Source organism: Sphingobium sp. CCH11-B1 (genome assembly GCF_001556865.1).
Classification (GTDB): domain Bacteria; phylum Pseudomonadota; class Alphaproteobacteria; order Sphingomonadales; family Sphingomonadaceae; genus Sphingobium.
Genome location: NZ_LSJY01000106.1, coordinates 1 through 17,890 on the forward strand (window position 1 = coordinate 1; position 17,890 = coordinate 17,890).

The 17,890-nt window shown below is 64.4% G+C and carries 13 protein-coding genes, 1 tRNA gene and 2 pseudogenes; 8 read left to right on the top strand and 8 right to left on the bottom strand.

Translation table 11 applies throughout. The features are described from left to right. The 5 genes and pseudogenes from AX724_RS24945 to AX724_RS11190 form a co-directional block, all read right to left on the bottom strand. The coding region (locus AX724_RS24945) for a DUF4158 domain-containing protein (RefSeq protein WP_156448060.1) at positions 1–427 on the bottom strand (427 nt) is incomplete at its 3' end. 428 nt (positions 428–855) lie between these two features. After that, positions 856–2,395, bottom strand: a pseudogene (locus tag AX724_RS11175) (AAA family ATPase); the annotation flags it as partial. A gap of 229 nt (positions 2,396–2,624) precedes the next feature. Next, positions 2,625–2,700: transfer RNA gene (locus tag AX724_RS11180), tRNA-Ile, on the bottom strand. A 30-nt stretch (positions 2,701–2,730) separates the two neighbouring features. Next, on the bottom strand, positions 2,731–3,771 hold the full coding sequence (locus AX724_RS11185; protein ID WP_066766286.1) for a polysaccharide deacetylase family protein: 1,041 nt from the start codon (positions 3,769–3,771) through the stop codon (positions 2,731–2,733). A gap of 47 nt (positions 3,772–3,818) precedes the next feature. Then, positions 3,819–5,552 (bottom strand): histidine kinase dimerization/phospho-acceptor domain-containing protein, encoded by a 1,734-nt coding sequence (locus tag AX724_RS11190; RefSeq protein ID WP_066766293.1) that lies wholly within the window; start codon positions 5,550–5,552, stop codon positions 3,819–3,821. A 190-nt stretch (positions 5,553–5,742) separates the two neighbouring features. Here AX724_RS11190 and AX724_RS11195 point away from each other — a divergent pair, with 190 nt between their 5' ends. Further along, entirely contained in the window at positions 5,743–6,216 is a 474-nt protein-coding gene (locus tag AX724_RS11195; RefSeq protein WP_066766295.1) for an Lrp/AsnC family transcriptional regulator, read from the top strand. 27 nt (positions 6,217–6,243) lie between these two features. Here the strand turns inward: AX724_RS11195 and AX724_RS11200 are convergent, their stop codons facing one another. Then, positions 6,244–7,494, bottom strand: a complete 1,251-nt coding sequence (locus AX724_RS11200) for a tetratricopeptide repeat protein (RefSeq protein WP_231736654.1) — start codon at positions 7,492–7,494, stop codon at positions 6,244–6,246. A 71-nt stretch (positions 7,495–7,565) separates the two neighbouring features. Beyond that, positions 7,566–8,843 (bottom strand): hypothetical protein, encoded by a 1,278-nt coding sequence (locus AX724_RS11205; RefSeq protein WP_066766346.1) that lies wholly within the window; start codon positions 8,841–8,843, stop codon positions 7,566–7,568. Between the two features lie 272 nt (positions 8,844–9,115). On the opposite strand from AX724_RS11205, the gene gyrA reads away from it, so the two are divergent. After that, a complete protein-coding gene (gyrA, locus tag AX724_RS11210; RefSeq protein WP_066766297.1) occupies positions 9,116–11,794 on the top strand; it encodes a DNA gyrase subunit A in 2,679 nt (892 codons plus the stop codon). Continuing rightward, a complete protein-coding gene (locus AX724_RS11215) occupies positions 11,791–12,138 on the top strand; it encodes a DUF952 domain-containing protein (protein WP_066766299.1) in 348 nt (115 codons plus the stop codon). The genes gyrA and AX724_RS11215 overlap by 4 nt, the downstream gene beginning before the upstream one ends. Positions 12,139–12,176: 38 nt before the next feature. On the opposite strand, the gene AX724_RS11220 is transcribed toward AX724_RS11215, so the two are convergent. Continuing rightward, positions 12,177–13,289, bottom strand: a complete 1,113-nt coding sequence (locus AX724_RS11220; protein ID WP_066766350.1) for a glycosyltransferase — start codon at positions 13,287–13,289, stop codon at positions 12,177–12,179. 53 nt (positions 13,290–13,342) lie between these two features. On the opposite strand from AX724_RS11220, the gene AX724_RS11225 reads away from it, so the two are divergent. The 5 genes and pseudogenes from AX724_RS11225 to accD all read left to right on the top strand — a co-directional run bounded on the left by AX724_RS11225 (position 13,343) and on the right by accD (position 17,855). Continuing rightward, complete coding sequence (locus AX724_RS11225; RefSeq protein WP_066766301.1) at positions 13,343–14,206, top strand: lysophospholipid acyltransferase family protein; 864 nt, start codon at positions 13,343–13,345, stop codon at positions 14,204–14,206. Positions 14,207–14,234: 28 nt separating this feature from the next. Further along, positions 14,235–14,876, top strand: a complete 642-nt coding sequence (locus AX724_RS11230) for a phosphoribosylanthranilate isomerase (RefSeq protein WP_066766304.1) — start codon at positions 14,235–14,237, stop codon at positions 14,874–14,876. Between the two features lie 96 nt (positions 14,877–14,972). Then, positions 14,973–16,214, top strand: a complete 1,242-nt coding sequence (gene trpB, locus AX724_RS11235; RefSeq protein WP_066766305.1) for a tryptophan synthase subunit beta — start codon at positions 14,973–14,975, stop codon at positions 16,212–16,214. A gap of 5 nt (positions 16,215–16,219) precedes the next feature. Further along, positions 16,220–17,007: pseudogene (trpA, locus tag AX724_RS11240) on the top strand (tryptophan synthase subunit alpha). Beyond that, positions 17,004–17,855, top strand: a complete 852-nt coding sequence (accD, locus tag AX724_RS11245) for an acetyl-CoA carboxylase, carboxyltransferase subunit beta (protein ID WP_066766306.1) — start codon at positions 17,004–17,006, stop codon at positions 17,853–17,855. The pseudogene trpA and the gene accD overlap by 4 nt, the downstream one beginning before the upstream one ends. The last annotated feature ends 35 nt before the right edge of the window (positions 17,856–17,890 follow it).

Consider the following 17,890-nt stretch of genomic DNA (forward strand, 5'->3'; position numbering starts at 1 on the left):
CCATGGCGGCGTAATGTTTAACCGCCCGCCCACACACGGAAATCCTGACAGTCCCGCTTGGCGTCGCAAGAAGGCCGTCAGCATTCGCTGCACACCGTCTTCTGCAGAACGCCAGCCGATCGCTTCGGCAGCGCGGCGTTGATGCGCGAAAGGTCATCCGACGTCGATAGATTGCACGCCACGTTGCGATCGGTGGCGCTGGAATGCCGACATGATCGGCAACAAACTCGAGGATTTCGGGCAGGATCCTTTCGAACGTGGCCAGCGGTCGTCCCGTCATACACAGGAAACCAATGTGAAGCAGCAGGCCGAGGCGGGTCAGCGGTCGCCGACGCGAAGACACATACGTGCATCCCCGCTGCGCCCCGGCGCCCGAACACATCAGCCCCGAACCGCCTTTGCAGATGCACCGCGACCAAGGCAGCATAGCGGCGTTGGCGCGCGCCGTTCGGGCTATGGTAGATACCTACCGCCTGCCAGTAGCTGCCGCCCGTCCTGAGCGCATCGAGAAAGATCCAGCGCGCCGCCTGGGCATTGAAGCAGGGATCAAATTGCAGCCAGCGCCGCACTTCCCCCTCTCGGCGTGACAAGAGCCCAGCTATCTTCGGCACCCACCAACTGTTGATCTGGAGCGGGCCAAGGTCATGGCTTCCATCCCTGTTCAGGATTTCCGCGCCGATCCACCCGGCCTCCTGATCGCGCAATCCCCATAGCGTCTTTTCAAGCCATGCGTGCCCGCGCGCCGCTTGCCTGATGCAGCGCGCGACCTGGGCTTCTGCAGGCCGGGCCGCTGCAGCAGGCTCATACTGCAAGAACGTCAGCAGAAGCAGCACGACGAGGCCCGCGCGCCTCCCCTCAGCGGTCCAGACCACGGCCACCCTCCCGTTCCCGATCGTGGTTTGGCTGAGTATCCCGGTCGATGGCCTGCGACCGATCTTCCTGACGAGCTTTCAGCAAAGACTGAAGATGCCGATCGAGCGTTTCGAACGCTTGCCGGGCGCTGCACGCCAGGCGATCCACCAAGCCCGTCTCCCGCAGGGTGCGGCCGCGCAGTTGTCGTTCGAGCAGTTGATCACCGCGCGAACGGCGCACTTGTTCCTGCTCGCCCTTGAGGTACTGGAGATGACCGCCGCGCCGCGCCGCGATGCGGTCACGATGATCCCCCTCAAGTCGACCAAGCCCTTCCAGCGCCGACGTCTTTTCGCCCGATCGCTGTTCGAGCCTTTCGACCAGCTTTCCGGGATCTTCGGTCCAGAGCTTCACCCCGAATTTGGCGCGGGTGATAGCGGTGTAGTAATTCTGGGCATTGACCAGCGGCGATCTCACCGGCGCCAGCACATAGACCCGATCATAGGTCTTGGACTGCGCCGAATATACCGTTTCCCCATAGCCATGGTCCCAGGTCTGGTGTCGCGAGAGATCTATCGTCTGCACCCGGTCGCCGCGATCCCAGCGGATCGTCGCGACGCTGCCATCGATCGTCTCGACCGTCCCGCGCTCGGCATTTTTGAGCTTGAGCTCATGCGATGCGAGACGCCATTGGATGCGGTCGCCCTTGCTCAAGTCCCTTTGCTCTTCTAGGAAGACATTGACCTGCGAGGCTTTGGCGGTCCGCGGATCCCACAGGTGGACACGGCATTGCTCGTCCACCAGTCGAACACGCTGTCGCCCCTGCCCGTCGCGCACCATGCCAGCGACCCTATATTCAGCGTCGCGACCAAGACCCGCTCCTGCCTGGTCGCGACTGAAGGTCACGACCTGACCGCCCGAATAGAAGCGCGCCAGTCGCTTCTCCTGATCGCTCAATCGTCCCGGCGTCAGGATCGACAGACGGCTATCCTCCGCCTCGACGACGCCCTCGCGCTGGAGAACTTCCCTGATCTGGTTGTTGACGATGAGGCGGGACGCATTGTCGAGGACGAGGATGTTGGTGGCGGCGCGGCTTTCGGGGCTGAGGCGCGTCCATTCCGCCACCACGCTTTTGGCAAGCGCGGCAGCGTCATCGCCGCCTGTAACCTTGTCAAGCTGGCCGATCGAGGCGGCATAGTCCCCTGCCCGCGCCTGCGCCACCGCGTTGCGCATCGCTCTGGTCTGCTGCCGGCGCGTCTCTGTGAGCTGCGTGGTCGCCATGCCGAGCTTCTGCATCAGCCAGAAGGGCTTCCCCTGTTCGATGGCGCCCGTCTGCCTGTCGTCGCCCAGAAGAATGAGGCGAGCCTGTCGCCCGGCTGATCTCGAGGACGCGCAAAGCCTGGCGGTTTCCAATCTGTCCCGCCTCATCGAGCACCAGCACATGATTGCGGCCAATGCCATATCCGCCACAGGCCAAAAGGCTCGCCACGGTGCGCGACTCGACCTGCGCCTTCTCCCCCAGTTCCGCCGCCGCTGATGATGTCGGCCGGCAGAATCGGTCAGTTTGTAATTCCGCCCGGTGGCGGCGGCGTTTTTCGCTTCAGCGTATGTAAGAGTCATCGATACCCCAAAAATTGGTTTCGATACCCCCACCGATACCCCACGATTCGTGAGATACCCCGAGACATCCTGACACATTATGGATGAACAACGGCTCACAAACCCCTGATTTATAGGGATTTATGATACTACATAATGCTCATGAAATCGAGTGTTGGTGGGCCCGGCAGGACTCGAACCCGCAACCTAGCCGTTATGAGCGGCCAGCTCTAACCATTGAGCTACAGGCCCCACCTGTCGAGCGATGCGGATTAGGCAGCATCACGCCGCTTTGCAAGCCTGTGCTTGGCGCGGCGGCACAGCCTTCAGAAATTGATCCAGGCTGGCGGCCTGAACACCGCGCTTCGCCATATGCGCGAGCACCTTGTCCCACCACCGATAGAAGGCGGTGCGATCACGTTCGTCCCGCACATAGGGCGTGTGGCCCGGCTCCAATGTCGGCGAATGGAAGCTTAAGTTCAGCAGCCGCACCCGTTCCTCCAGCAGCGCATCGATTGCGGCGATCGCTTCATGTGCGGGCACGCCTTCCGGCGTCAAGGGCACACGGCCCAGCATTCGGGCGCGCGACAGGGCGCCGGGCAGAGGCCCCATCTTCCGCGTTGCCTGGTAGAGCTTCTCCCCTCCGCCCCGCAACAAGCCGATAAAAGCGGTGGATAAAGGGAGTTCGACCAACGATCGGCCCGGCCCGGCCCAATAGGGATGCTGCGGCAACCCCCTGAAGTCCGGGCCATGCTGATGGCCATAGTCGAAACGGCTGCGCACCGAGCTGTCCAGCCGAAACCCGGCTTCTTCCAGCAACCGCGCGCTGTTGGGCCCTACCCCATAGCGCCCGGCGCGATAGGTGATGGGACGCCGCCCGAACCGCTGCTCAATCCTCTGGCACAAGGCTTCCAGCTTCGCCGCCTCGACCTCAACCGACAGGAAACCCACATAGCTGTTCGCCGCATTCACATCCTCGACATGGGGCGGGTTGACCCAGGGGTGAAGATGGGCCCCGATATCGGCCGTCCCGGCATCCACCCACTGCCCCATCATCGCGGCAGCCGCGTCGTCGTCCACGACCGGATAATCCGTCACATAGACGGGCCTGACGCCTGCGCCTGCGAAGAATTCCTGCCCTCGCGCCATGCCCGCCAGCGCCGTTACCCCATGACCGTTGCGACGGAATGGAGCGTTCCAGTCGAACTCCTCCTCCGTATCCACGAACAGCATGAACCGCGTGCCGAAATCGGCATCGAGATCGATCATGTCCTGCGGGTCGGGGGGCAGCAACAGATTGCCGTCATGCGGGGCCAAGCTCATAGCCCCCCCTTAAAGATCAATGGTTGCGAATGGGTTTCCTTGGCGGATCAGGCCTGCTCCGCCGCGTCCTTCGCAAGGCTCACGGCTGGAATGGTAAGCACCAGCCGATGCGCTTCGATGTCCAGTCCACCGCCGCTTGTCGCCGCAAGGCTCCGGATCAGGCGCAGCGAAAAGCCCAGGCCGAGCAAAGGCCCATCCGCCCAGTCCCCATCATGCCCCGGATCAAGGAGTTGCTCCTCGTCGAGCCCCATGATGCTGGAAGGCCGGTCGATGCTGAGCGAGACCCGCCCGGCGGCACCGTCAGGCTGGAACCAGCAAGCCCCCCGCACCGGCTCATCAGGAGCCGCCAGCGAAATGATCGTACGCAGCAGATGCTGAACCATGCGCTCGCCCTGAACCGGGTCGATCCGCATTTGCGGCAGTCCCGGCGCAATGGCGATATCGACCGCAGTCCTTCCCTGCTCGCTGAACCGGGTCGCGACCTGCGTCACCAGCAGGGCAGGATCGATCAGTTGCGGCGCGCCCGCGCCATCACCGCGAGATATCTTGGCCGCCAGGTCCAGATCGTCGAAGGCCGACAGCAGGTGCCGAGCATCGACCACGATCTTGCCCGCCATGTCGCGATATTCACCGCCAGCCGGACCGAACAATTCCTGCTCGATGATTTCAGCGAAGCCCAAAATGGCGTTCAATGGGGTGCGCAGTTCATGCACCAGTTGGCGGAGAGAATCGGTCGACAAACCGGCCACAGCCATGGTCGAGGGATGGGGCTGGCTTGCCACCTCGTGCAGATGGGGCCGCCGCGCCTGTCCGCGATAGCCCTGGAAACGGCCTGACCGCGGATCGAAAAATGGGGTGGCCGACATGCGCCATTCGCCCGACAATGCTCCGCCGACGATTGCGAAACGGCCATGCTGAAATGCGCTGCGCCGCGCGAATGCGCCCGCAACCGCGCCGTCCGGGCCGCTGCCGCCTTCCAGTGCGATTTCGGCCAACGACAGGCCAACGAGCGCCGCTCGTGGCCCCTGGTCCACCCACAGGATGACACCGGCGGCGTCGGTTTCGAATGCGAACGATCGCGGCGCAACCAAGTCCGCTGGGCGCACTTCGGCTTGCCCCGACTCCGGCTCGGCGGCCTTTCGGCCGCTGGTGAACCGGGCAATCCTGTCGACCAGACTGCGTATCTGCCCTTCATCGCTTTTCGGCGGATGCAGTCGAGTGACGGTCGCGGCGCTGGGAGCTTGGGAATCCGCTTCCTCATCAGCCTCCATGTCTTGCGTCAGCAGCATGTAGGTTTCGCCGACCATATCGGTCCGCACCGTCGTCAACACCAGATCATGGGCACCAAAGGCTTCCAGCGCCTTGCGCGTGGCCGCGCCGACGTCCCGCCGGGCGCGCAACACCCCTCGCGCCGTGGGGGTCAAATCCGGAAGCAAGGCGATCCACGCATCGTCCGGCAGTTGCGCGCGAGACATCGCCGCCGCCGCGATGGAGGGCCGGTCGTGCGCGAAAAACCGCACGAGGCTGGCCGAACGAAGCCGCCCCCCCAATTCGACGACCGTCGCGAGTCGTTGCGTTTCGTTGAGCTTGGGACGCAGTCCTTCGAGCCGATCAAGCAGTGCTTCGCGTTCCGCCGGGCCCATGTCCGACCGACCCGCGCGGTCCCCTTGGGCCAGCAGATCGACGCACTGCCGCCATAACGTCACCCCGCCGAGGCCACTGCGGTCATCACCCGCCAGCACCGTCTGCATGAGATCATTAAAACGCACCGAAGTCCCCATTTTGCGTCTGTTCGCGCATCGTCGAGCACCGCATCATGACTGGCTCTCTTCCTTGGATAGGCCTGGACGAGGCAAAGGGAAAGAGGCGGTTCCCGCGAACGAAAGCGATCGTCGCATAGTGGGACAATTGCAATGCCCTGAAATATTATTATGATGGGCTCTGATAACAGGACAGGAAATAACCACGCTAATGGCCGGCCCCAATATTGACGACATCGACCTGCAAATTCTGGGCGAATTGCAGAAGGACGGCAGGATGACCAATGTGGAGCTGGCCCGGAAAGTCGGGCTTACCGCTCCGCCATGCCTGCGCCGGGTGCGTGCCCTGGAAGAAGCGGGTGCTATCACTTCCTATCACGCTGTCGTCGATCCCGCGATGCTCGGATACACCATCACCGTTTTCGCGATGGTGAGCCTGAAAAGCCAGGCGGAAGCCGACCTCAAGGCATTTCAGGATCATGTCGCGGCGCTTCCGGAAGTCCGAGAGTGCCACATGCTGAACGGCGAAATCGACTTCATTCTCAAGGTCGTCGCCCGGGATCTGCAGAGCTTTCAGCAGTTCCTGACCTCGAAGCTGACGCCTGCGCCCAACGTGGTCAGCGTCAAGACGTCGCTGACCATCCGCACGTCGAAGAACCTGCCAGGCGTCCCCCTGCCGGTCTAGGCGAGCCGGCCGGGCGGCGGCGCCGGCTCAGGCCGCCTTTCGGTTCTGATGCTCCACCCATACGGCCCAGAAACCGGCGACACTGGCCCATTTGCCCGTCGCCTGCGCCAGCGCGGCCTGCGCATTGGCGAGGTCGCCGGATCGCGCCAGCGCCACCCCGAGCCTGGTGTTCGCCCGGTCGGCATCCACACCGCCTTTCGCCAGCGCCGCGCGATATTGCTCGGCCGCCTGCGCAAACTGTCCGAGCGAAAAATAGGCGTCGGCCAAGGCGATCGATTCCTTGCCGCTGCCGGAAGCAGCCGCCTTCTTGGCGAGTGCCGGCAGACCCGCAATTTCCTTGGGCGCCTTCGGTGTGACGGACTTGAGCAACTGATTGGTGGCAGCCTGCGTGGGCATCAGCTTACCCGCGGACCGTCCCGCTTCGATGATCGCCTTGGCTTCGGCATAATAGCCCGACTTTTCCGCTGCCTGCGCATAGGCCTGATAGTCGCGTTCGCTCGCCATCGCCCCGTTTGCGGCCTGAAGGCGATAAAGGTCCAACTCCAGTTGGGGATCAAGGTCGGCCGCCGCCTGATAATTGACCAATGCCGTGCGCCAGTCTTCCTTGCTGTCCTGAAGGTTCAGCCGGTCGCGATAAAGCTGCCCGACTTCCACCCAGTCACCCGCCTGATAAGCCATCGATATCGCTCGGTCGGTCCAGGCGAGCGGCACGCCCTTGCCTGCTTCCTTCTGCGCGGCGATGGCCTGCTGAACGAAGGTTCGAGCCTCCTTGGACTTGTTCCGGCGCAGGGCGATGTCGGCCCGCAACATGATCGCGTCCACCCCGCTGTAGCCCAACGTCTTGGCATAATCGAGCTGGGCCACGGCGTCGTCATAATTGCCGACGGTGTATGACAGATAGGCGGCGATGAAACGCAGACGCGGCGCGTCCGTACGAGGCACCAGGTTGGTCTTGAACATGTCGGTCAGCGCGACGCGCTCCGCCTGCGGATTGCGCTGCTGCACCGCCAGCTGGAACCGCAGGCCTGCCGCGACATAGGATTCGAAGTCGTTGCTCGGCATAAGTGCCGCTACCCGCGTCGCGGCCGTCCCGGCATCCTGTGCGCGGAGCGCGGCCTGGGCGGCTTGAGCGCCGGCTCGGAAGCCATCCGACATGATGATGGGCGGTCCCGCGACCGGGGGTTCCTTCTTCTTGGCGACGGCCGGAACGGCGACGATGGCCGCTACGGCCAATGCGACCGAGAAGCGGGAAACGGAAAATCGGAAACGCACGGCCAACAGGGCCTCCCCCAAAACTGGTATCTGGCAAGAGAGTGGCGCCGCCCCTGAAGCGGCGCCACGCTAAAGGTTCAGGCGCCCTTGGTGCCGAGATAGGCGAGCCACAGGCCGGCGATCTGCTTGCGCGAACCGCCCTGCACCGCAGAGAACGCAGTCTTCGCGCCAGCCATGTCGCCACCCATCGCCTTGGCTATGCCAAGACGCGTGTTGACCTCGTCGGCATCCACGCCGCCCTTCTCCTTGGCGAGTTCGAACATCGAAGCGGCCTTGGCATAATCACCATAGCCAAGGTAGGCGTCAGCCGTCGCCGCGGCGATCTTGCCATTGGCGGCTTTTTTCGCGTCGGCTTCCGCCGAGCCGAGCGACGCCTTGTCACCCGCGATCTTGGCCACGGCCGCCTGGTAAACGTCGCCGCCCTGTGACGCGTTCAACACGCCCTTCGACCGGCCCTTGTCGATGACCGACTTGACCTCGCCATAAATACCCGTCTTCGACGCCATTTCCGCATATTCGGTATAGTCGGCGGCAATCACGAGGCCATCGGACGCCCCCAGCAGGCGCAGCACGTCCAGATTTTCTCGGTTTGAAATGGTTGGGTTGGCGCGCTGGAACAGGCGGACGAGCGTACGCAGGTTCTGCCCGCTCGGTTCGGCCTGATACGCCATCGTCGCCCATTCTGTCACTTCGGGCAGCTTGGCCGCTTCGGCACGGCCGACGCCGATCTGATACCATTGCGCGGGAACCGGCTGGCCAGCGGCCTTCAAAGCCTCAGCCGCAGCCTTCAGCGCGGCGAGACCCTGAACGGTGAAGCCACGCGCCGGCTCAGCCGATACGTTGGTGGTCCCCGCCTTGCCGAAATAAGCCTGTGCCAGCGTCGGATTGACCGCCTCGGGCTTGTATCCCGCCGCCAGGGCGGCCTGCGCCCGCTGGATCGCGACGTCATAATTCTTCGCCTGCATGGCCTGGTCGGCGGCGACGGCGTTGAACTGGCCCGCCTGTTCCGGCGGCGTCAGGCCGCTGTCGAGCATCTGGTTCAGCGCCTCTCCCTGGAGCGCGGCGTCCTTCGACGCGATCGACAGGTTGAGCTTGATCGCGCCGATCTGATATTTGTCGTCGTTCGACTTGGCCTTGCTGTCGGCGTCGGCCAGCGCTGTCTTAGCGCCAGCAAAGTCCTGCGCTTCCACCGCCTTCTGCGCGGCCTGGAGGGATTTGATCACCTCGGGCGACACGTTGAGCTTGGGCGCTGCAGCTTTCTTCTCTTCCTTCTTGGCGGCGAAAGCGGGAGCGGAAAGCGCGCCTCCGGTCATCGCCAAAGCCAGGGTGAGCGCCACGGGGGTTACAAAACGCATGATCCTCATCTCCTCTGCGCCTGGGGCCAGGCGACCTTTCAAGCGGTTGCAGCGCCGATTAGGGGCCGGCGCGTGAACGGGTTTTGAACAAGCCTATTCCTGCATGTTTTGCAACCGTTATGCGGGGGCTTCGTTCCGGCCGCGACAGCGGACGCCCCGGGCACCGCCTTGGCAGGACGCGCAGGCGCGCGTACGCGCGCGAGGGGTGACAGATTTGTTTCGCTCCGCTAGGGACGAAGCAAAGGCACATCCATCCAAAAAAGAGAATCGCATTGACCGACGAGACCGTCCTCGCCGACCCTTCGGACATCAGCCCCATCTCCATCGTCGAGGAGATGAAGACCAGCTACCTCGACTATGCCATGTCCGTCATCGTCGCCCGCGCCCTGCCGGACGTGCGCGACGGGCTTAAGCCGGTCCACCGCCGCATTCTCTTCTCCGCCCAGGAATCGGGCTTCGTTTACAACCGGCCCTATCGCAAGTCCGCCCGCCTGGTCGGTGAGGTGATGGGTAAATACCACCCGCACGGCGACAGCTCGATCTACGACGCCTTGGCGCGCATGACGCAGGACTGGTCGATGCGCGTGCCGCTGATCGACGGCCAGGGCAATTTCGGCTCCATGGACCCCGATCCGCCAGCCGCGATGCGTTACACCGAAGCGCGCCTGGCGAAGGTAGCGAATGCGCTGCTGGAGGATCTCGACAAGGATACGGTCGATTTCACCCCCAACTACGACGCCTCGGAACATGAGCCGCAGGTGCTGCCGGCCCGCTTTCCCAACCTGCTGGTCAACGGGGCCGGCGGCATCGCCGTCGGCATGGCGACCAACATTCCGCCGCATAATCTGGGCGAAGTGCTGCGCGCCTGCCTTGCCTATATCGACAATCCCGGCATCAGCACCGACGAACTGATCCAGATCGTCCCTGGCCCCGATTTTCCCACCGCCCCGCTGATCCTGGGCCAGTCCGGCGCGCGCAGCGCCTATCATACCGGACGTGGCTCGATCATGATGCGTTCGCGCCATGTGATCGAGGAAGGACGCGGCGACCGCCAGTCGATCGTGCTGACCGCCATCCCCTATCAGGTCGGCAAATCGGGCCTCGTCGAAAAGATCGCCGAGGCCGCGAAGGACAAGCGGATCGAGGGCATCAGCGACATCCGCGACGAATCGAGCCGCGAAGGCGTCCGCATCGTCATGGACCTGAAGCGCGACGCGACGCCCGAGGTCGTGCTCAACCAGTTGTGGCGCAACACCCCCGCGCAATCGAGCTTCCCGGCGAACATGCTCGCCATTCGCGGCGGACGACCCGAACTGCTGGGCCTGCGCGAAATTATCGAGGCGTTCATCCGCTTCCGCGAAGAAGTCATCACCCGCCGCACCAAATATGAGCTGAACAAGGCCCGCGACCGGGCGCACATCTTGCTGGGCCTCGTCGTCGCCGTCACCAACCTCGACGAAGTGGTGAAGATCATCCGCGGCTCGGCCAGTCCCGCCCAAGCGCGCGAAGCGCTGCTGGCGCGCGAATGGCCGATTGGCGAGATCGCGCCCTATCTGCGCCTGGTCGAAGCGATCGAGACCGAAGTCACCGGCGAGAGCTACCAGCTTTCCGACATTCAGGTCCGCGCCATCCTCGACCTGCGGCTGCACCGCCTGACCGCGCTGGGCCGGGACGAAATCGGCAAGGAACTGGCGGAACTCGCCGAAGCCATCGCCGAATATCTTGCGATCCTCGGCGACCGCGTGAAGCTCTACGCCGTCATGCGCGAGGAGTTGGAGGCGATCGAGAGCGAGTTCGCGACCCCGCGCCTGTCCGAAATCACCGCCGCCGCCGATGGGATCGAGGACGAGGATCTGATCGAGCGGGAGGACATGGTCGTCACCGTGACCATGCAGGGCTATATCAAGCGCACCCCGCTCGACACCTTCCGCGCCCAGGCCCGCGGCGGCAAGGGCCGTTCGGGCATGGCGACCAAGGACGAGGACGCCGTCACCGAACTGTTCGTGACATCGACCCACACGCCGGTGCTGTTCTTCTCGACCGCCGGCAAGGTGTATCGCCTCAAGGTCTGGCGACTGCCCGAAGGCGGCCCGGCGACGCGCGGGCGGCCGATGGTGAACCTGCTGCCGTTGGGTCCGGGCGAAACGATCTCAACCGTCCTGCCGCTGCCGGAGGACGAGGCGGAGTGGGCCAAGCTCCACGTCATGTTCGCCACCGCCAAGGGGTCCGTCCGCCGCAACAGCATGGACGCTTTCGCCAACGTGCCGAGCAACGGGAAGATCGCGATGAAGTTCGAAGGCGAGGACGAGGACGACCGGCTGATCGGCGTCGCCCTGCTGGACGAAAGCGACGACGTGCTCCTTGCCACGCGGCAGGGCAAGGCGATCCGTTTCCAGGCGGAGGACGTGCGCGAATTCCAGAGCCGCAACTCCACCGGCGTGCGCGGCATGAAGCTGGCGGACGGCGACGAAGTCATCTCGCTTTCCGTCCTGCACCGTTCGGGCGCGGACGCCGAACAACGCGAGGAATATCTGCGTTTCGCCCCGTGGAAGCCGGAAAAGGACGGCGAGATGCAGGACCGCGAGATGTTCGCGCATATGCAGGAGGCGGAACAGTTCATCCTCACCGTCTGCGCGAACGGCTATGGCAAGCTGTCCTCAGCCTATGAATATCGCCGCACCGGACGCGGCGGTCAGGGCATCACCAACATCGACAATATCGGTCGCAACGGGCCGGTGGTCGCCAGTTTCCCGGCAACCCGCGCCGATCAGCTCATGCTCGTCACCGATCAGGCGAAGCTCATCCGCATGGGCCTCGACAGCCTGCGCGTCATCGGCCGCAACTCGGCAGGCGTGCGCCTGTTCAACGTCGCCGACAATGAGCATGTGGTGAGCGCCGCGAAGATCGAGGAAAGCGACGCGGACAGCGAGTTGGACAGCCCCGAAGCGTGAGCGACCTCTTCGCCTATAAAGTGCTGACTGCCGAACAATATGCGCAGTTCAAGGCGGACGGCCTATTCAAGGGTGCGCCGGTCGATCTGGCGGATGGCTACATCCACATGTCCACCCGCGACCAGGCGGCGGAGACGGTGGCGAAGCATTTCGCCGGGCAGGATCGGCTGGTCATGCTGATGATCGATCTCGCCCCCTTCGGCGACAAGGTGAAATGGGAAGTGTCACGCGGTGGCGCGCTCTTCCCCCATCTCTACGCCGACCTCCCGATCAGCGCCGTTGCGGGTAAGGTCGTGCTGCGCATCGGCGACGATGGGAAACATCTGTTTCCAGCGGGATTCTAGGGTCATGGGCTCCTGCGAAGCGAGAGCACGGCATTTTCTCACACGCGCGTCATGCCAATCACCCGGCCCTGCCTGACGACATAGTCCCATCCGCCCCACCGGATCCGGTTCGATGTTGCGGCGGCGATCTGCACGGCAAGATGGGCCCATGTGACGGCAAAGGGCGCCACCATGTCCCACAGCAAGGACTGACCCGTCTTGCGCGCCTGTGCAGGTTCCACGACCGATCCGATTATGCGGCGGCGCGCCGCCGCCCTGCCCCATGCCGCGCCATATCCGACCAGGATCGCCCACGCGCCGCCCCAGCCCAGCGCCCAGAGCCAGCCCGCCGCCTGAACCGCCATGACGAGCGTCGCGAGCGTCCACATGCCCACGCTGTTGGTGATGATGTGCCGATATTGCCGCACCCCGAAACCCAGCAGATCGCGCGTTCCCCCTCGTATCGGACTGGCCACCAGCAAGTCGCGCACCGGCCGCAGCCGCAGCTTCGCGCGCCAGCCACTAAGCCCGATGCTCATGTCATCGGACAGCCTGCCCGCAAGGACCGCGTCAAGGTCGAGCCGGTCGGCCACCTCGCGCGACATCGCCATGGCGCCCCCCCAGGGCATGGTCGCATTCGCTGACCGCGGTAAGGTCGCGAGCTGCATCTCCACCGCACCGACCAGCGCCGCCATCGCACCGCCTTCTGGCAGCAGCAGGCGATAACCCGTTACGATATCAGCCTTGCCCCGGACCAGCGGGAACAGCAATCGGCCCACCAGACGCGATGGCGGCTCGATATCCGCATCGATGAAGACCAGCCAGCGATCCTCCGGCGTCAAGGCGCGTAAAGCCGCGCGCAGCTTATGGACCTTCTGGCCTTCATCGCGCGCGACGCCCGCGCTGACGACCTTGACCCAATCCGGTTCCAGCGCCATCAATGCGTCGGCCGCCGGGCATGCGCCGGACGTCGCCAGCAACAGCCGGAACGGCGCGCCCTGCGCTTTCAGTCGCGCGATCATATCCGCGCCGCCATCCCAATCGTCGCGCAGGCTCAAGATGACGACCGTCCCTTCGGGCGCTTCGACCTTACGATCCATGGGCAAATGCCACCAGTAATTCAGCACACCGGCGACGGTAAGCGCCTGAAGGATCGCCCAAAGCCATATCATCGTCAGCGTCATGCCCTTTACCGCCCCGCCTGCTCCTGTATGACGCTCACGCCATGCTCTCCAACCCCTTTCTCTTCGCGCTCATGCGGCATCTGCCGGCCGGCCCCGCGTCGTGGCTGGGCGGCTGGCTCTCGGCCAACGTCGCGCGGCGCAACATGAAGCTGCGCGACGCCCGCGCCCGCACCAACCTTGCCATCCTGCGCCCCGACCTGCCGGAGGCGGATCGAGAGGCGATCCTGACGCGCCGGTGGATCAACATCGGCCGCACCATGGCCGAACTCGCCAACATCGACCGGCTGGTGAACGAGGCGCATGTGACGGTGATCGACAAGGCGGGTTATCAGGCGGTGCTGGACGGGCCGGGCCCGATGATCGCCTTCACCTGCCATCTGGGCAATTGGGATTTGCTTGCCGCCCATATCAAATGGTCGACCGACCGGCCTGGGCTCGGCGTCTATGAAGACCCGGGCGACCCGAAAATCGCCGCCCAACTCAAGAAAGCGCGCTCCAGCTATATGGGAGAGGCGATCGGCGGCGAAGGCGCGGCGCGGGGCGTGCTCAAGCATCTGACGCAGAAGGACCGGGCGACGCTCTATATCCTCGCGGACGAACGGCGCGACCGGCAGGTCTGGTTCCCCACCTTCGGTCGTCCCCTCGAACCGTCCGGCAATCTGTCGATCGCGCTGCGTCTCGCGCGGAAGGTCGGCGCGCAATTCCTGCCCTTCTATCTCGTGCGCACCAGCGGCCCGCATTTCGCGTTACACTGGCACCCCCCGCTCGATCCGCGCGACATGACGGATGCGGACATCGTCGCCACGCTGGACCGCTATCTGGGGGATGCCTGCATCGCCCATGCCGACCAATGGCTGGCGCTGCACGATATGGACCTGACCGCGCCCGGACATGGTGTGACTTGATCCGCTTTCCCGGTTAAAGCGCGCAGCCATGTCCCGACTCGCGATCAAGATGTGCGGCCTTTCGACGCCGGAGACGGTGGGCGCAGCCGTACGCGCGGGCGCAACCCATCTTGGCTTCGTCCATTTCCCCAAAAGCCCGCGCCATGTGGAGCCGGAACAGATCAGGGCGCTGACAGGCGCCGTACCATCCCATGTCGATCGGGTGGCCGTGTTGGTGGACCCGGACGATGACCAGATCGCCCGATTGGTGGCTACAGGGGCACTGACCGCGTTACAGCTTCACGGCGGCGAAAGCCCAGAGCGGGTTGCCGCCGTCCGCCGGCTTTCCGGCTTGCCGGTCTGGAAAGCCATATCGGTCAAGAACCGCGCCGACATCGACGCCGCGAAAGCCTATGCCGGTGCGGCCGACCTGCTTCTGTTCGACGCAAAGACGCCGCCGGGAGCACTGCCGGGCGGCATGGGCCTCCGGTTCGACTGGACGCTGCTGCGCGGCCAGTCGATCGCCACGCCATGGGGCCTCTCGGGCGGATTGTCCGCCGATACCATATGCGAGGCGATCCGCCTCACCGGCGCGCCGCTGGTCGATGTCTCTTCGGGCATAGAGGATGCGCCGGGCATCAAGAGTGTGGACAAGATCATGGCCTTCTGCAAAGCGGTGTCCGCATGTTGAGGCCGACCCATCCCCGCGCGCGCATCGAAGGACGATGGCGCTGATCGCTTGATCCTAAGCGAACGCCCCATATCGTCCTTTCAGAAAGACCGACGCATGACCGACACCCTAGCCTTGCCCAACAGCCTGCGTAGCCAGCCCGACCCCAGCGGCCATTTCGGCCCGTTCGGCGGCCGCTACGTCGCCGAAACGCTGATGCCCCTGATCCTCGAGCTGGAGAAGGTCTATAAAGCGGCGAAGGCCGACCCTTCGTTCGACGAGGAAATGGCGGAATTGCTCCGCACCTATGTCGGCCGCCCGAACCCGCTTTATTATGCGGGCCGGCTGACCGAGGCGCTGCGAGCGAAGGCCGCGCCTGGCAAGGGCGCGAAAATCTACTTGAAGCGCGAGGAGCTGAACCACACCGGCGCGCACAAGATCAACAATTGTATCGGCCAGGCGCTGCTCGCCCGCCGCATGGGGAAGAAGAAGGTCATCGCGGAGACTGGCGCGGGCCAGCACGGCGTTGCTACCGCGACCGTCGCCGCGCTCTTTGGGCTGGAATGCAAGATTTTCATGGGCGCGAAGGACGTCGAGCGGCAGAAGCCCAACGTGTTCCGCATGAAGCTGCTGGGCGCGGAGGTGGTGCCGGTCCATTCGGGCTCCGCGACGCTTAAGGATTCGATGAACGACGCGCTGCGCCACTGGGTGTCGAACGTGCACGATACTTTCTACATCATCGGCACGGCCGCCGGCCCGCATCCCTACCCCGAGCTGGTGCGGGATTTCCAGTCGGTGATCGGCAAGGAGACGCGGGCGCAGATGCTGGAGGCGGAAGGCCGTCTGCCCGACATGCTGATCGCCCCGGTGGGCGGCGGGTCCAACGCCATCGGCATGTTCCACCCCTTCCTCGACGATCCCGAAGTGGCGATGATCGGCGTCGAAGCGGCGGGTGAGGGCCTCGACAAGAAGCACGCGGCGTCGCTCGCTGGCGGCGCGTCCGGCATATTGCATGGCAACCGCACCTATCTGCTTCAGGACGAGGACGGTCAGATCACCGAAGCGCACAGTATTTCGGCGGGCCTCGACTATCCTGGCATCGGGCCGGAACATAGCTGGCTGCATGAAATCGGCCGGGTCAAATATATGCCGATCAGGGATGAAGAGGCGTTGGCGAGCTTCCAGACGCTCTCCCGCTTGGAAGGCATCATCCCCGCGCTCGAATCCGCCCATGCCATTGCTGCGGCAGAACAGGTCGCGCCGACGCTGGAAGCGGACAAGATCATCGTCGTCAATCTCTCGGGTCGGGGCGACAAGGACATCTTTACCGTGGCGGATGCGCTGGGAGTGGAGATGTGACCATGATGGACCGCCTCTCTGCCCGCTTCGCCGCCTGCAAGGCACAGGGCCGCGCTGCGCTCATCACCTTCGTTACCGGGGGCGATCCCGATATGGCGGCCACCCCCGCCATTCTCGACGCGCTGGTCGAAGGCGGCGCGGACATTATCGAGCTGGGGATGCCCTTTACCGATCCGATGGCTGACGGTCCGGCGATCGAGCTTGCCAATCTGCGCAGCCTGGGGTCGGGCACGAAGACGAAGGACATCTTCGCCATCGCCGCCGATTTTCGCGCGCGTCACCCTGACATCCCGCTGGTCCTGATGGGCTATGCCAACCCGATGCTGGTGCGCGGCGCGGACTGGTTCGCGGACCAATGCAGGGCCGCCGGTGTCGATGGCGTCATCTGCGTCGATGTGCCGCCCGAGGAAGACGCGGAGATCGGCCCGGCCCTGCGCGCGGCCGGCGTCCACCTCGTCCGGCTCGCCACGCCGACGACCGACGCCGCGCGCAGGGCTTCCTATATCATGTCGCAGTCGCTGGCATCACCGGAAAGCAGCAGGCGGCGCAGGCATCGATCGAGATGGCAGTCGAAAAGCTCAAGGCTGCCACCGACCTGCCGATCGCCGTCGGCTTCGGCGTCCGCACGCCGGAGCAGGCCGCCGCCATCGGCCGCGTCGCCGACGGCGTCGTTGTCGGTTCCGCCATCGTCGACATCGTCGGCAGCCATGGCGATACCGCCGCGCCGTTCGTCCAACAATTTGTGGCGTCGCTTTCGAGCGCGCTCACCCGAACCCAGGAGACCGCCGCATGAGCTGGATCAACCGCGTTCGCAATGCCCTTCCCTTCATCGCGAAGAAGGAAACCACCGCCGAGACGCTGTGGCACAAATGCCCGTCCTGCATGGAGATGATCTTCATCAAGGAATGGGAAGAGAATCTGTCCGTCTGTCCGCGCTGCGACCATCATGGCCGCATCGGTCCGAACGATCGGTTCGAACAGATACTGGACGCTGGCTTCATCCTGCTGCCCACCCCGCAGGTTCAGGAAGACCCGCTAAAGTTCCGCGACAGCAAACGCTATCCCGACCGCATCAAGGCCGCTCGTCAGGCGACCGGCGATCAGGATGCGCTCATCAATGCGCGCGGCGCGATCGACGATGCACCGCTGGTCATGGGCGTGCAGAATTTCGCCTTCATGGGCGGATCGATGGGCATGGGCGTGGGCGCGGCCTTCATCCAGGGCGTCAACGATGCGATCGCCCATAAATGCCCCTACGTCATCTTCACCGCCGCCGGCGGCGCGAGGATGCAGGAAGGCATATTGTCGCTGATGCAGATGCCGCGCGCAACCGTCGCCATCCGCAAGCTGCATGCTGCAGGCCTGCCCTATATCGTCGTTCTGACAGATCCGACCACGGGCGGCGTCACGGCCAGCTATGCGATGCTGGGCGACATCCAGATCGCTGAGCCCAACGCCCTCATCGGCTTCGCGGGCCAGCGCGTGATCGAAAGCACGATCCGCGAAAAGCTGCCCGAAGGGTTCCAGCGCGCCGAATATCTGCTGGAGCACGGCATGCTCGACATGGTGGTCCATCGCCGCGACCTGCGCGACACGCTGGCGCGCGTCATCGGCTATCTGAAGCCGCAAATCGCCGCCTGACCCGCATCGAACCGCGCCACCGGAGGAAAAGCGCG

Excerpts from the sequence above, each read along its gene's own strand:
- AX724_RS11185 (WP_066766286.1), bottom strand. The coding sequence starts at position 3,771 with ATGAGCTTGGCCCCGCATGACGGCAATCTGTTGCTGCCCCCCGACCCG.
- AX724_RS11190 (WP_066766293.1), bottom strand. The coding sequence starts at position 5,552 with ATGGGGACTTCGGTGCGTTTTAATGATCTCATGCAGACGGTGCTGGCG.
- AX724_RS11195 (WP_066766295.1), top strand. The coding sequence starts at position 5,743 with ATGGCCGGCCCCAATATTGACGACATCGACCTGCAAATTCTGGGCGAA.
- AX724_RS11205 (WP_066766346.1), bottom strand. The coding sequence starts at position 8,843 with ATGCGTTTTGTAACCCCCGTGGCGCTCACCCTGGCTTTGGCGATGACC.
- AX724_RS11220 (WP_066766350.1), bottom strand. The coding sequence starts at position 13,289 with ATGATATGGCTTTGGGCGATCCTTCAGGCGCTTACCGTCGCCGGTGTG.
- AX724_RS11225 (WP_066766301.1), top strand. The coding sequence starts at position 13,343 with ATGCTCTCCAACCCCTTTCTCTTCGCGCTCATGCGGCATCTGCCGGCC.
- AX724_RS11230 (WP_066766304.1), top strand. The coding sequence starts at position 14,235 with ATGTCCCGACTCGCGATCAAGATGTGCGGCCTTTCGACGCCGGAGACG.
- trpB (WP_066766305.1), top strand. The coding sequence starts at position 14,973 with ATGACCGACACCCTAGCCTTGCCCAACAGCCTGCGTAGCCAGCCCGAC.
- accD (WP_066766306.1), top strand. The coding sequence starts at position 17,004 with ATGAGCTGGATCAACCGCGTTCGCAATGCCCTTCCCTTCATCGCGAAG.